Origin of the sequence: Stenotrophomonas maltophilia (assembly GCF_047497515.2) — a bacterium.
Taxonomy (GTDB): Bacteria; Pseudomonadota; Gammaproteobacteria; order Xanthomonadales; family Xanthomonadaceae; genus Stenotrophomonas.
This window is the reverse complement of the sequence record NZ_JAXAXL020000019.1, coordinates 71,988-85,552: the sequence shown is the minus strand read 5'-3', so window position 1 is coordinate 85,552 and position 13,565 is coordinate 71,988. Positions and strand designations below refer to the sequence as shown.

The window sequence follows — 13,565 nt, the reverse complement described above, 5'->3', positions numbered from 1 at the left end:
AAATCTGTCAGATATCGAATTGAATCCGGGGTCAGATCCGTTTTCCGCAGGAAAACGGATCTGACCCCATCGGCATGTTCAACAGATCGCGGGGTCTGTCGAAGGCGGGGTGGGTCCGGTTGCGGGAGTGTCCGCGGCATGGATGCCGCGGCCAAGCCCCCATGGACGGGTTTACGGCGTCTCCCGCAACCGGACCCACCCCGCCATCCCACGGCAAACCCGCTGTTGCTGTTGCAATTGACGTTGCCTGAGGCGGGTGCAGGGCGCAGCCCTGCCGGTACCCCTCCCCCCGGCCGGGCTGGCAGAATAGGCGTCTCTGCCGTTATCCGAAGCCGACGATGCGCCTCTCCCAGTTCCACCTGCACACCACCAAGGAAACCCCCAGCGACGCCGAGCTGACCAGCCATCGGCTGATGCTGCGTGCGGGCATGATCCGCAAGCTGGCATCGGGCCTGTACACCTGGTCGCCGCTGGGCCTGCGCGTGCTGCGCAAGGTTGAACGCATCGTCCGCGAGGAAATGGATCGGGCAGGCGCCGTGGAGTTCCAGATCCCGACCATCCAGCCGAAGGAACTGTGGGAGCAGACCGGCCGCTGGCAGAAGTTCGGCCCGCAGCTGCTGAAGATCAAGGATCGCAAGGACCAGGTGTTCTGCTACAGCCCGACCGCCGAAGAAGCCGCCTGCGACTTCGCGCGCAGCGAGTTGTCCAGCTACAAGCAGCTGCCGGTCAACTTCTACCAGGTGCAGACCAAGTTCCGCGATGAGATCCGCCCGCGTTTCGGCGTGATGCGTTCGCGCGAGTTCCTGATGAAGGACGCGTACTCGTTCCATCTGCACGATGAATGCCTGGTGCGCGAGTACGAGAACATGAAGTCGGCCTACAGCCGCATCTTCACCCGCCTCGGCCTGGACTTCCGCATGGTGCAGGCCGACTCCGGCGCCATCGGCGGCGATGCCTCGCAGGAATTCCACGTGATCGCCGATTCCGGCGAAGACGCGCTGGTGTTCTCCACCGGCTCGGACTACGCGGCCAACATGGAAGCGGCGATCGCTGCCGACCCGGCGCCGCGTGCGGCCGCCGCTGAAGCGATGCGCAAGGTCGATACGCCCACCCAGAAGACCTGCGAAGAGGTCGCGGCATTGCTCGGCATCGACCTGCAGCGCACCGTGAAGTCGGTGGCGCTGGTGGCCGGCGAAGGCGAAGCCCAGCAGTTCGTGCTGGTGCTGGTACGCGGCGACCATGAGGTCAACGAAATCAAGCTGGCCAAGGTGGCCGGCCTGGACGAACAGCGCTTCGCCAGCGAAGCGGAGATCGCCCAGTACCTGGGCAGCGTGCCGGGCTTCCTGGGTCCGGTCGCACCGGCCAAGCCCATCCGCGTGGTGGCCGATCGCGAAGTGGCGGCGATGGCCGACTTCGTCGTCGGTGCCAACGAAGCCGGCTTCCATCTGGCCGGCGTCAACTGGGGCCGCGACCTGCCGGAACCGGAAGTGGCCGACATCCGCAACGTGCGCGCGGGCGACCGCGCACTCGATGGTGGCGAACTGAAGATCGCCCGTGGCATCGAAGTCGGCCATGTGTTCCAGCTCGGCCGCAAGTACGCCGAAGCGCTGGACGCCACCGTGCTGGATGAGAACGGCAAGGCAGCGGTGATGGCGATGGGCTGCTATGGCATCGGTATCTCGCGCGTAGTGGCTGCCGCAATCGAACAGAACCACGACGATGCCGGCATCATCTGGCCGGACGCGATGGCGCCCTGGCAGGTGGTGGTGTGCGTGATCAACCCGAAGGGCGACGCCGCCGTGGCCGACGCCGCGGCCAACCTGCTGCAGGAACTGCGCGATGCCGGCCTCGATGCCGCTCTGGACGACCGTGGCCTGCGCCCGGGCGCGATGTTCGCCGACATGGAACTGATCGGCATTCCGCACCGCGTGGTGGTCAGCGAACGCGGCCTGGCTGCGGGTACCTACGAGTACCGTTCGCGCCGCGCCAGCGAAGCGGAGAACCTGGACAAGTCGACCCTGCTGCAGCGCCTGCAGGGCTGATCACCGACAGCAAGACCGGGGCATGCCCCGGTCTTTTTTTTGCACTTCGCGTGGTTGCCCGATATTGCAGCGGACATAATCCGGTCAAAATGGCGGCGACGCGGCCCGCATGCCGCCAACCCCTGTCCCTTCTGCATTTGTGCTTGGAATAATTCATCTCTATTCTGTCCCGCGACGCCATGGACTGGCTCGTCCCGTCCACACATTAGTTTCCGGAGTAACCGTAAATGAGCATTGACCTGACCGGCCTGTCGGCACGCGAACTCGGCGCCCTGATCCGCACCGCCAAGAAGCAGCAGACCATCGTCGCCAAGCGCCGGCCGATCACCAAGGTCCGGGCCCAGCTGAGCAAGCTGGCCAAGACCGAGGGCTACACCATCGAGGAACTGTTCGGCGACGCCCCCGCGCCGCGCGCGCGCAAGGTGGCCAAGGTGGCCAAGGCCCCGTCCAAGACCGCGGGCCGCAAGCTGGGCAAGGTTGCACCGAAGTACCGCAACCCGGCCAACCCGAAGGAAACCTGGACCGGCCGTGGCAAGCAGCCGCGCTGGATGGCCGAGCTGACCGCCAAGGGCAGCAAGAAGCCGGAAGATTTCCTGATCAAGAAGGCCTGAGGCCTGATCGGGATGTCATGAAGAACGCCGGCGAAAGCCGGCGTTTTTCATTCTCCGGTGTGTGGACCGAGGTCCACACCCACAGCAAGCAGCCCCTCCCGGCGTATGGACCAACGGTCCACACCCACCGACATCATCACAGGGTTTTGCGGGCGGGCATCAGCAGGTTGCCGAACAGCAGGCCGGCGACCAGCGCCATCACCACGTTGAGCACGGTCAGGAACACGCTCTGGCCCGCGCCCACGTCCTGCTGCTGGACCAGGGTCAGCACGCCGCGCAGGCTGGTGCTGCCGGGCACCATCATGATGATGCCGGGCAGGCGGATGATCGCGCCCGGGCGGCCGACCAGGCGGCCGAACAGGTTGCCACCGGCGGTCAGCAGCATCGCCGACAGGAAGATGCCGGCCGGTGCCCCCCATGCATGGCCGCCGAACTTGGAGATCGCATAACCGGCCACCGAGGCCGCGATCACCCACGGATAATCACGACGGTTGGCCTTGAACAGCATCGCGAACGCGAACGCCGCGGTCAGCAGCGAGCCCCACTCCACCCACGGGCCCTGCGGCCGCGTGGCGCGGATCACCGGGTCCAGGCCGAGCACATCGGCCAGGGTCACCGCGATCATCGCGCCGACGCTGAGCTTCATGATTGTGGTCAACGCGCCGGCAAAGCGCGCGGTGCCCGACACCCAGTGCTGGCTGGCCAGTTCATTGACCGCATTGGTCAGCGACATGCCGGGCAGCAGCACCACCAGCGAGGCGATGATCACCGTGTTGAGGTTGAGCGCGCCGATGAAGGACGCGACCAGGGTAGCGACCATGCCCGCCAGCAGTGCGGCCAGGGCTTCGGCAGCTTCGCGGGTGGCCGGGCGACGGTCGGTGACCATGCCGAGCAGGCCGATCATCAGGCCGATGACACCGGCGGTGGCGATGTCCAGCCACGGCAGCTTCCACATGCCGGCCACGCCGGCCGCGCCGAGGGTGAACGAAAGGATGGTGCGCAGCTTGCCGCGCCGGCCCGGATCCTTGTCCAGCTGCCGCAGTGCGGTGTGGCCCTGGGCGATGCTCATCCGCCCGTTGGACACTTCCTCGGCGATATGGTCGGCCACGCTGAGCTTGTGCAGGTCGTTCTCACCGGGCGCCAGGCGGATCACGCGGGTGATGTCGCTGGAGCCGATCGCCTGCGCCGGGTCGCTGAAACTGAGAATGATACCGGTGGGATTCGACCACGGTTCACAATCCAGATCGAGCTGGCGGGCCAGTGCCACCACGGCCGTTTCCAGGCGCTGGGCCGTTGTGCCATAGCTGTGCAGGCGGCCGGCGATCTCGGAAACGAATGCCACGCGCTGCGCGTAGGTGGCCTGGGGCGTGGGGATCGTGTGAGCGTCTGCGGACATGCGCCGTAGTATTACCTAGGCCGGGCCTTACCGGAGAAATTCATCCGAGTTCGACGCGAAGCCCAAGACAGAACGGTTATGCTGCGACCCGAATGGCCCAAGTGACCCCGAACCTCGCCCCCCAGCTCGAACAGGACGCCCATGACCCGGGCCTGATCCGCCTGTCCGGCACCTGGACCCTGAAGACCGCGCTGGCCGCGGCCGAAGTGCTGCGCGGCGTTCCCGACAAACTGACCGGCATCGATGCCACCGGCATCGAGCAGATGGATTCGGCCGGCGTGCTGCAGGTGCTGCGCGTGGCCCATCGCGCCGACCTTGGCGAAGACGCGCTGCAGTTCCGTGCCGATCACCAGGCGCTGGTGTGCACCATCGAGGAAGTGGCCGACGACCGGCCCAAGCCCAAGCGCGACTTCGGCGTGCTGGCCGCGCTGGAACGACTGGGCATCAGCATGCACGGCACCGGCCACAACATCGTGGCGCTGGCCAGCTTCCTCGGCGAGGCGATGGTCAAGACCGCGCGCCTGGTCAAGCAGCCGCGCCGCTTCCGCCTTACCGCCACCGTGCACCAGATGGAACAGGTCGGGCTGGATGCGGTGCCATTGGTCGCGCTGCTGTCCTATCTGGTCGGTGCGGTGATCGCCTTCCTGGGTTCGACCATCCTGCGTGACTTCGGCGCGGAGATCTACGTGGTCGAGCTGGTCAACATCGCCTTCCTGCGCGAGTTCGCCGTACTGCTGACCGCGATCGTGCTGGCCGGCCGCACCGCCAGCGCGTTCACCGCGCAGATCGGTGCGATGAAGGCGCGCGAGGAAATCGATGCGATGCGCACGCTTGGGCTGGACCCGATCGACCTGCTGGTGCTGCCTCGCCTGTTCGCACTGCTGGTGACCTTGCCGCTGCTGACTTTCATCGCGATGATCGCCGGCCTCGCTGGCGGCATCACCGTCGGTGCGTTCGACCTGGATATTCCGCCGCAGATGTACATCGCGCGCATGCACGACACGATGGAAGTGCGGCACATGCTGGTCGGCCTGTCGAAGGCGCCGATCTTTGCCGTGGTGATCGGCCTCATCGGCTGCCTGGAAGGCCTGAAAGTAACCGGCACCGCGCAGTCGGTGGGCGAACGCACCACCTCCAGCGTGGTGCAGACGATCTCGCTGGTGATCATCATCGACGCCTTCGCGGCGTTGTGGTTCATGCACATGGACTGGTGACATGAGCACGCATCCGGCCCCCGAAGAAATCCCCATGCAGGACGACGATGGCCACGACCTGGCCATCCGCGTGCGTGGGCTGGTCAACCGCTTCGGCAGCCAGACCGTGCATGAAGACCTGGACTTGGACGTGCGCCGTGGCGAGATCCTCGGCGTGGTCGGAGGCTCCGGTACCGGCAAATCGGTACTGATGCGCTCGATCCTGGGGCTGCGCACGCCCGACGCGGGCCAGATCGAAGTGCTGGGCCGCGATGCGCGTGCCGATGATCCCGAGAGCCGCCTGCATATCGAGCGCAACACCGGCGTGCTGTTCCAGGACGGCGCCCTGTTCTCGTCGCTGACCGTGGGCGAGAACGTGCAGGTGCCGTTGCAGGAACATCACCGCGAGCTGCCCGAGCGCTGGCACTACGAGCTGGCGCTGTTGAAGGTGAAGCTGGCCGGCCTTCCCGCCGATGCGATCAACAAGCTGCCGTCGCAGTTGTCCGGCGGCATGCGCAAGCGCGCCGGCCTGGCCCGCGCACTGGCGCTGGACCCGCCCCTGCTGTTCCTGGACGAACCCACCGCCGGCCTTGACCCGATCGGTGCGGCCGCGTTCGACCGCCTGATCAAGACCCTGCAGGAAGCACTGGGGCTGACTGTGTTCCTGATCACCCACGACCTGGACACGCTGTATGCAATCTGCGACCGGGTGGCGGTGATCGCCGACCGAAAGGTGGTGGCCAATGCGCCGCTGCCGGACATCGAGAAACTGGATCATCCGTGGATCCAGGAATACTTCCACGGACCCCGTGCGCGTGCCGCCCGGGGTGAACAGATCGAGAGTGCCTGAGCCATGGAAACCAAAGCCAACTACGTGCTGATCGGCGCGTTCACCCTGATCACCGGCCTGGCCCTGCTGGCCTTCGGCCTGTGGGCCGCCAAGTACTCCTCCGACCGCACCTGGCAGGAATACCGCGTGGTGTTCCGCGAGGCGGTGACCGGCCTGTCGGTGGGCAGCCCGGTGCAGTACAACGGCATCGCGGTGGGTTCGATCACCGAACTGAACCTGGTACCGGACGACCCGCGCCAGGTGGTCGCCCGCATCCGCCTGAACTCGACCACCCCGGTCAAGACCGATACCCGTGCCAAGCTGGCGATCACCAGCCTGACCGGCCCGTCGATCATCCAGCTCAGCGGCGGCACGCCGCAGTCGCCGGCGCTGACCACGGTCAACAAGGACCCGGCGCCGATCATTCCGACCACGCCGTCGGCGCTGCAGAACATCACCGACGTCGCCAACCGCATCGTCGAGCGCATGGACCAGATCCTCAGCGACCGCAACGTGGCCTCGATCAACGCCACCCTGGCCAACCTGGAAACGATCAGCGGCGGCCTGGCCGACCGTGACCAGGGCACCCAGGCGCTGCTGCTCAGCGCGCGCGATGCCGCACGCAGCCTGGACACCACGCTGAAAACCACCAACGGCACCATCGAGCGCCTGGACAAGAACCTGGTGCAGCAGCTGCCGGGCATCATCGACAAGCTCGACGCCACGCTGGGCAAGCTCGATTCGGCCGCCGGCAATGCCGACTCGATCCTTGGCGAGAACCGCGCCGCGATCAACAGCTTCGCCAACGATGGCCTGGGCCAGCTCGGCCCGACGCTGACCGAGCTGCGCGGGCTGATCCGCGACCTGCGCCGGGTCAGCGACCGTCTCGAGAACAACCCCGCGCGCTATCTGCTGGGCCGCGACGCACCGAAGGAGTTCGAACCCAAATGAGCCCGATGCCGCTTCCGCGCCTGCTGCTGGCCGCTTCGATGGCCACCCTGCTGGGCGGCTGCTCCATCCTTGGCAGCAGCGAGAAAACCGCAGTCACGCTGTATTCGCCCGCGGTGCAGGTGAAGGCTGACCCGGCATGGCCGCAGGTCAACTGGCAGCTGGTGCTGGCCAAGCCCAGTGCTGCGCGCATGGTCGACAGCCCGCGCATCAATGTGCGGCCGACGCCTTCGCAGATGGAGATCTACAAGGGCGCCAGCTGGGCACAGCCGGCCACCGACATGATCGAGGACACGCTGATCCGCGGCTTCGAGGATTCCGGCCGCATCCGCGGCGCGGCCCGCAGTACCGCCGGCATCCGCGCCGACTACAAGCTGTCCACCGATGTGCGCCGCTTCGAATCGGACTACCAGGGCCAGGCCACGCCAACGGTGGTGATCGAGGTCAACGCCAAGCTGATCCACGTTGCCGACCAGCGCGTGGTGGCTGACCGCACCTTCCGCCAGGCGCAGCCGGTCGGCAGCACCGACGTGCCGGCGGTGACCGCCGCCTTCGAGCGTGGCCTGCAGCAGCTGGCGCAGGATATGGTCGGCTGGACGCTGACCAGCGGCCAGAACGACACCCTGGCGGCAAAGCGCTGATCCATCGCAGGGGTAAGAGCCCTTTCCCGCCGGGAAAGGGCTCTTACCCCCGTCCGCATCACCGTGGCGTGATCCAGCGGAACGTCAGGTTGATCCGTTCACCCTGCACCCGCGCCATCTTCGGCAGCGCATGCTGGTAGTAGCGCTGGGTCTGCCCGCCCATCACCAGCAGATCGCCATGGCCCAGCAGGTACTCGGCCTTGCGCGCCGGATCATCGCGCCGGCGCAGCAGGAAACGCCGCGCCGCCCCCAGGCTCAGTGACGCGATCACCGGTGCCGGCCCCAGTTCGGGCTCGTCATCGCTGTGCCAGCCCATGTAGTCGCCACCACCGCGATAACGGTTCAGCAGCACGCTGTTGAAGCGGCCGATGCCATCGTCCTGCAGCCGCTCGCACATGCCCTGCAAGGAGGACGGCCACGGGTGCGGCACGAACTCCGCGCCCGAATAGCGATAGCGCGCCTGCGGGTCGCCGATCCAGCAGCTCAATCGCGGCGAATCCACCCAGTTGCCGAACATGCGGATGCGGTGGACCTCCCACGGCACCTCGGCCTGCAGATCCCGCTGCAGGGCGTCGGCTTCGGCACCAGCCAGCCAGCCCGGCAGGTACCGGACATCGGCATCGGGAAGGTCTTGGGGAAACAACATGGCGGCACAGTAGCACCTGGCCGATTTGCCGTTGCAACGGCGATTGCCGGAAAATGGCTGCAGTCCCACCGTCGGTCTCAAATCATGCGCCGCTCCCCTCTCGCCAGGTTCCATCCATGAGCCACGCGGCGCTCGGCATCCGCCGGTTCACCTTCTCGGTCCTGCGCGCACTGTTCCGTGCCCTGCCGATGCCCGCATCGCTACGTGACCGCCTGCGCAACCGTGGCCTGGACCGTATCGGCAGCTGGAGCCCTCCACCGCCGCGCGGCCGTGTCGGTGCAGCAGTCGATGGTGCGCGTGCGCTGCTGCGCGCCGATGAGCGGGCGATCGGCTACGCCGCCGCAGAAGACGCGCCATTGCCGGCCACACTGCCGGCCACGCTGGTGGCCTTCTACCTGCCGCAGTTCCATCCGTTCGAAGAGAACGATGCATGGTGGGGCAAGGGTTTCACTGAATGGCGCAATGTCAGTCGCGCCCTGCCTCAGTTCGAGGGCCATGTGCAGCCACGCCTTCCCGGCGACCTGGGCTTCTATGACCTGCGCGTCGCCGACACCCTGCGCGCGCAGGCGCAGTTGGCGGCCGATCACGGCATCGGTGCGTTCTGCTTCTATTTCTACTGGTTCAGTGGCCGCACGTTGATGGAGCAGCCGCTGCGGCAATGGCTGGCCGACAGCACGATTGAACTGCCGTTCTGCCTCTGCTGGGCCAACGAAAACTGGACCCGGCGCTGGGATGGCCGCAACCAGGACGTGCTGATCGGCCAGCAGCACAGCGCGCACGATGATCTGGCGTTCATCGCCCATGTCGCCGACTACCTGCGCGATCCGCGTGCGTTGAAAGTCGAGGGGCGGCCGGTGCTGTTGTTGTACCGGCCGCAGTTGCTGCCAGATCCCAAGGCTACAGCGGCGCGCTGGCGGGAATGGTGCCGTGACAACGGCATCGGCGAGATCCATCTGGCCTACGTACAGAGTTTCGAGCGCCCGGATCCTCGCGATATTGGCTTCGATGCCGCCGTGGAATTCCCGCCCAACATCGCCGCACCGCGCCAGCTGAACACCGCGCAGTTCCTGCTCAATCCCGATTACGAAGGCGACGTGCGCGACTGGCGTGAGCTGGCCGCACAGATGCGCCGTGCACCGCTGGCGGACTACCCGTTGTATCCAGGCGTCAACCCGGGCTGGGACAACGAGGCGCGCCGTCCGGGACGCGGACGCGTCCTGCTGCATGCTTCCCCGCGTGGCTACAGCGACTGGTTGCAGGACACGGTGCACCGGCGCCTGCGCGATGTAGCGCCAGCGCGGCGCCTGGTATTCATCAATGCCTGGAACGAATGGGCGGAAAGTGCCGTTCTCGAACCGGATGCCCGTCTCGGCCATGCCTGGCTGCAGGCCACCCGGCGCGCACTGGTACCCTCGCAGGCCGCTCCGTCGCGTCCCTGCATCGTCATCCACGCGTGGTACCTCGATGCCCTGCCGGAGCTGTTGCAGGCGGTGAAAGACAGTGGGCTGCAAGCGCGCCTGGTCATCACCACCACCGAAGAGCGGCAGGCACAGGTGCAGTCGATCGCCGAGGCGCAGGGCACGCCTGCCGAGATCTGGGCCTACGACAACCACGGCCGCGACATCCTGCCGTTCCTGCACGCAGCCGACCGGCTGCTCCAGGAGAATGAATCACTGGTGCTGAAGCTGCACACCAAGCGCTCCACCCATCGCGAGAATGGCGACCAGTGGCGGCGCGAGATGGTCGATGCGCTGCTGGGCGCCGACCGGGCCGCAGCCAACCTGGCCCATCTGCAGGCCGATCCCGGTGTTGGCCTGATGGCTCCGGCAGGCCACCTGCTGAAGGTGGCCGACTACATCGGCGGCAATGCGCCGCGCATGGAGCGGCTCTGGGCATTGCTGGGCCTGGACAGCGCGCCAGGCGACGGCCAGTTCGCGTCCGGCAGCATGTTCTGGGTGCGCCTGCCGGCGCTGCGCCCGCTGCTCGATGCCCATCTGCTGCCGAGCATGTTCGATACGGAGGCCGGGCAGATCGATGGCACGCTGGCACATGCCATCGAGCGCGCGACCGGAGCCGTAGTGTCGGCGGCCGGCTTCACCGTGGCCGACACCTCCGAGGTTGAGGGCGCTCCCCCGCGCCCTGCCTCCTCGGAATACGCCTACGCTCGGGGACGCTGAGGTCTGTGCCTCAGCGGCGCGCGAACGCGACGCCGGTCTTTTCCTTCAACTCGTCATCGCTGACACCCGGTGCGGCTTCCACCAGCAACAGGCCCGCGTCGGTAACGTCGAACACAGCCAGGTCGGTGATGATCCGGTCGACCACGCCGACGCCGGTCAACGGCAGGGTGCAGCTGGGCAGGATCTTGTGCTCGCCGTTCTTGGCGGTGTGCTCCATCAGCACCACCACGCGCTGCACGCCGGCCACCAGATCCATTGCACCGCCCATGCCCTTGACCATCTTGCCGGGCACCATCCAGTTGGCCAGGTCGCCCTTGTCGGTAACCTGCATGGCGCCGAGGATGGCCAGGTTGACGTGGCCACCGCGGATCATCGCGAAGCTGTCATGGCTGCCGAAATAGCTGGCACCGGCGCGTGCGGTCACGGTCTGCTTGCCGGCATTGATCAGGTCGGCGTCGACCTCGGCGTCGGTCGGGAACGGGCCGATGCCGAGCAGGCCGTTCTCCGACTGCAACCAGACGTCCACGCCGTCGGGGATGTGGTTGGCGACCAGGGTCGGCAGGCCGATGCCCAGGTTCACGTAGGCACCATCGGTCAGTTCCTGGGCAGCGCGGGCCGCCATCTCGTCACGGGTCCACGCCATGTCAGTTGCCCTCCGCGCGGATGGTGCGCTGTTCGATGCGTTTTTCGGGATGCGCGTTGTGCACGATGCGGTGCACGTAGATGCCCGGCAGGTGCACCTGGTCCGGATCGATGGTACCGACCGGGACCACTTCTTCCACTTCCACGATGCACACCTTGCCGGCCATCGCGCAGGCCGGATTGAAGTTGCGCGCGGTCTTGCGGAACACCAGGTTGCCGGCTTCGTCGGCCTTCCACGCCTTGACCAGCGCCACGTCGGCGCGCAGCGCGGTTTCCATCACGTAGTGCTTGCCGTCGAACTCGCGGGTTTCCTTGCCCTCGGCTACCACCGTACCGTAGCCGGTGGCGGTGAAGAACGCCGGGATGCCCGCGCCACCGGCGCGCAGGCGCTCGGCCAGGGTGCCCTGCGGGTTGAACTCCAGCTCCAGTTCGCCGGCCAGGAACTGCCGCTCGAATTCCTTGTTCTCGCCCACGTAGGACGAAATCATCTTCTTGATCTGCCGGGTTTCCAGCAGCTGGCCGAGGCCGAAGCCGTCGACACCGGCATTGTTGGAGATCACGGTCAGGCCCTTGGCCCCGCTGTCGCGCAGGGCCGCGATCAGCGCCTCGGGAATGCCGCACAGGCCGAAGCCGCCCACGGCCAGGGTCTGGCCATCGGCGACCACGCCTTCCAGCGCCTGCGCCGCACTGGCGAAGCGCTTGCTGCGCTTGCCGGTGGAAGTCACGTGTTCCATTTCTACAGCCCCACACGGGAAGAGTGAGCGCATTCTAGCGCCTCACCCGTGCGAGGCTGGGATGCGCCGCAGCATGGCACTGCGGCACGTCCGGGCTCAGCCGCCGCGCGCACTCGCGGCGGCCACGCGCTGCTCCAGCGCAACCAGCAACGCGAACACCAGCAGGAGCGAAACCGGCATGCGCACGCGCTCAACACTGGTCCGCAGATGCCAGTCGAGGTCGTGCGGGGTTGCCATGTACACCAGCAACAGCAGCGCCGCGTAGGCCAGCGCAGCCAGCACCGCGGCCGATGCCGCCGGCGCGCGCAGCATCGGGCGCCAGAGCACGGCCAGCGCGAGCATCGGCAGCACCACCCAGCTATCGAGCAGCAGCCGCTTGACGATCAGCATCGCCCCGTCAGAGTGACCGAGGCGTGCCAGCAACTGCGCCTTCATGTCACTTCCTGCCAGGTCATTGCCCACACCGGAGTGGGCAACGGTCAGCTTCCACGCCAGCAGGGGCAGCAGGGCCAGCAACGCGGCGACGAGGATGTGCCAGTGCAGGCGGCGCTCACGAAGCAGTCCCTCGATCAGCACGGTCGCCGTCAGCAGGGCCGCCAGCACGCCGCCTTCGTTTTTCAGCATCGACAGCACGGCCACCAGCAACGTGAATGCGATCAACTCGCACGTGTCTGGCTGGCTGCCGCGTGCCCGCCAGCGCATCGCCGCCGCCACGGCGGCCACGGCGTAGACGGCGACCAGCGCATCCATGTAGCCGTTGCCCAGCATTTCCCGGCCCAGGCGCAGCAGCAGCAAGGCGAACAGCGCCGCGCACCAGCGCCCGCGGAAGCTCGGGGCGATCAGCAGCAATGCCGGCAGCAGCAACAGCGGTGCGGCGGCCTTGGGCAGCAGTTCGTTCCAGTGCCCGGCCACGCCCGCGGCGGCGGCCATCATCAGTGGCCCCAGCGCGGGGTAATCGTTGTGGCTCCACGGCGCGTAATCGTCCAGCTGGGCGTACAGCGAGCCCTCCAGATACATGCGCTTGGCATGGAACAGCCAGATCGAGCGCGGGTCCCAACCATCGCTGGGGCTGCCCAATGCGATCAGCACCAGCGCGATCACCACCAGCAGCAACGGCGCAGTACGCAGGTCACGTACCGCCGGCAGTGCAAGCAGCACGCCGAACAGGACCGCGGCAAACGCGATCCACACCGGCCAGCCCATCAGCCCCACGGCAGCCAGGCCGTAGCAGAGAAGAATGGAGACCAGCATGGCCAGCGCCGCACGGCGCCCTGGTTCAGCGGCAGTCGGCAAGAACGACATCTCCGCTCCTCCCCTGGACGTGGCACTGGTCAACCAGCGGATCACCGGCCCTCAGCAGCCGCTGCGGGGTATCGGTATCGCTGAACCGGACCGGATACAGCGCCTCCCACATGCGTTGCTGGATCAATGGGTCGTCCTTCAGCCCCTGCCCGAGTGAAAGCAGCGAGGGAGCGATCGGCTGCGCGCGCACCAGATCACGTGCATCCACCACCTCGCGTGGTACGGATGCCTCGAATCCCGCGTCCCCAGCGAAGGCCTGGCGCAGCAGCGACGTCTGATAGTCCGATCGCTTGGCGACCGATACAAGGGAAGCGGCCAACAGCAGCGCTAGGATCCCGGCAATCGCCAAGTCCCGGCGCGTAGTGCGCAGGGGGGGGGAGGTGGAGGTCATGTCATCCATGAAA

General features: G+C 66.9%; 13 protein-coding genes. 7 read left to right on the top strand and 6 right to left on the bottom strand.

Annotation, left to right across the window (positions count from 1 at the left end):
* Positions 1 to 338: 338 nt before the first annotated feature.
* Positions 339 to 2,042, top strand: a complete 1,704-nt coding sequence (locus tag ACMZPQ_RS19990; RefSeq protein WP_197580347.1) for a proline--tRNA ligase — start codon at positions 339 to 341, stop codon at positions 2,040 to 2,042.
* Positions 2,043 to 2,269: 227 nt separating this feature from the next.
* Complete coding sequence (locus tag ACMZPQ_RS19985; protein ID WP_197580348.1) at positions 2,270 to 2,653, top strand: H-NS histone family protein; 384 nt, start codon at positions 2,270 to 2,272, stop codon at positions 2,651 to 2,653.
* A gap of 136 nt (positions 2,654 to 2,789) precedes the next feature.
* On the opposite strand, the gene ACMZPQ_RS19980 is transcribed toward ACMZPQ_RS19985, so the two are convergent.
* A complete protein-coding gene (locus ACMZPQ_RS19980; protein WP_014645868.1) occupies positions 2,790 to 4,049 on the bottom strand; it encodes a threonine/serine exporter family protein in 1,260 nt (419 codons plus the stop codon).
* On the opposite strand from ACMZPQ_RS19980, the gene ACMZPQ_RS19975 reads away from it, so the two are divergent.
* From ACMZPQ_RS19975 to ACMZPQ_RS19960, 4 genes are read left to right on the top strand one after another with little or no spacing between them, the layout of a single operon-like run.
* Positions 3,989 to 5,263: an ABC transporter permease gene (locus tag ACMZPQ_RS19975; protein ID WP_414486108.1), complete on the top strand. Its 1,275-nt coding sequence runs from the start codon at positions 3,989 to 3,991 to the stop codon at positions 5,261 to 5,263. The two genes, ACMZPQ_RS19980 and ACMZPQ_RS19975, sit on opposite strands and share 61 nt — an antisense overlap.
* A gap of 1 nt (position 5,264) precedes the next feature.
* The gene (locus ACMZPQ_RS19970) at positions 5,265 to 6,092 is read left to right on the top strand and encodes an ABC transporter ATP-binding protein (protein WP_197580350.1); all 828 of its coding nucleotides are present in this window, start codon (positions 5,265 to 5,267) and stop codon (positions 6,090 to 6,092) included.
* A 3-nt stretch (positions 6,093 to 6,095) separates the two neighbouring features.
* Positions 6,096 to 7,022 (top strand): MlaD family protein, encoded by a 927-nt coding sequence (locus ACMZPQ_RS19965; RefSeq protein WP_004154114.1) that lies wholly within the window; start codon positions 6,096 to 6,098, stop codon positions 7,020 to 7,022.
* A complete protein-coding gene (locus ACMZPQ_RS19960; RefSeq protein ID WP_197580351.1) occupies positions 7,019 to 7,660 on the top strand; it encodes an ABC-type transport auxiliary lipoprotein family protein in 642 nt (213 codons plus the stop codon). The genes ACMZPQ_RS19965 and ACMZPQ_RS19960 overlap by 4 nt, the downstream gene beginning before the upstream one ends.
* 58 nt (positions 7,661 to 7,718) lie before the next feature.
* Here ACMZPQ_RS19960 and ACMZPQ_RS19955 read toward each other — a convergent pair whose 3' ends face one another.
* On the bottom strand, positions 7,719 to 8,306 hold the full coding sequence (locus ACMZPQ_RS19955) for an alpha-ketoglutarate-dependent dioxygenase AlkB (protein WP_197580352.1): 588 nt from the start codon (positions 8,304 to 8,306) through the stop codon (positions 7,719 to 7,721).
* A gap of 116 nt (positions 8,307 to 8,422) precedes the next feature.
* On the opposite strand from ACMZPQ_RS19955, the gene ACMZPQ_RS19950 reads away from it, so the two are divergent.
* A complete protein-coding gene (locus ACMZPQ_RS19950) occupies positions 8,423 to 10,483 on the top strand; it encodes a glycoside hydrolase family 99-like domain-containing protein (protein ID WP_197580353.1) in 2,061 nt (686 codons plus the stop codon).
* Positions 10,484 to 10,493: 10 nt separating this feature from the next.
* Here ACMZPQ_RS19950 and ACMZPQ_RS19945 read toward each other — a convergent pair whose 3' ends face one another.
* The 4 genes from ACMZPQ_RS19945 to ACMZPQ_RS19930 form a co-directional block, all read right to left on the bottom strand.
* On the bottom strand, positions 10,494 to 11,126 hold the full coding sequence (locus ACMZPQ_RS19945) for a CoA transferase subunit B (RefSeq protein WP_197580354.1): 633 nt from the start codon (positions 11,124 to 11,126) through the stop codon (positions 10,494 to 10,496).
* Position 11,127: 1 nt separating this feature from the next.
* Complete coding sequence (locus tag ACMZPQ_RS19940) at positions 11,128 to 11,859, bottom strand: CoA transferase subunit A (protein ID WP_197580355.1); 732 nt, start codon at positions 11,857 to 11,859, stop codon at positions 11,128 to 11,130.
* Between the two features lie 96 nt (positions 11,860 to 11,955).
* Positions 11,956 to 13,161: a hypothetical protein gene (locus ACMZPQ_RS19935; protein WP_197580356.1), complete on the bottom strand. Its 1,206-nt coding sequence runs from the start codon at positions 13,159 to 13,161 to the stop codon at positions 11,956 to 11,958.
* Entirely contained in the window at positions 13,136 to 13,561 is a 426-nt protein-coding gene (locus ACMZPQ_RS19930) for a hypothetical protein (RefSeq protein ID WP_197580357.1), read from the bottom strand. Before ACMZPQ_RS19930 ends, ACMZPQ_RS19935 begins: the two co-directional genes overlap by 26 nt.
* Positions 13,562 to 13,565 lie beyond the last annotated feature (4 nt).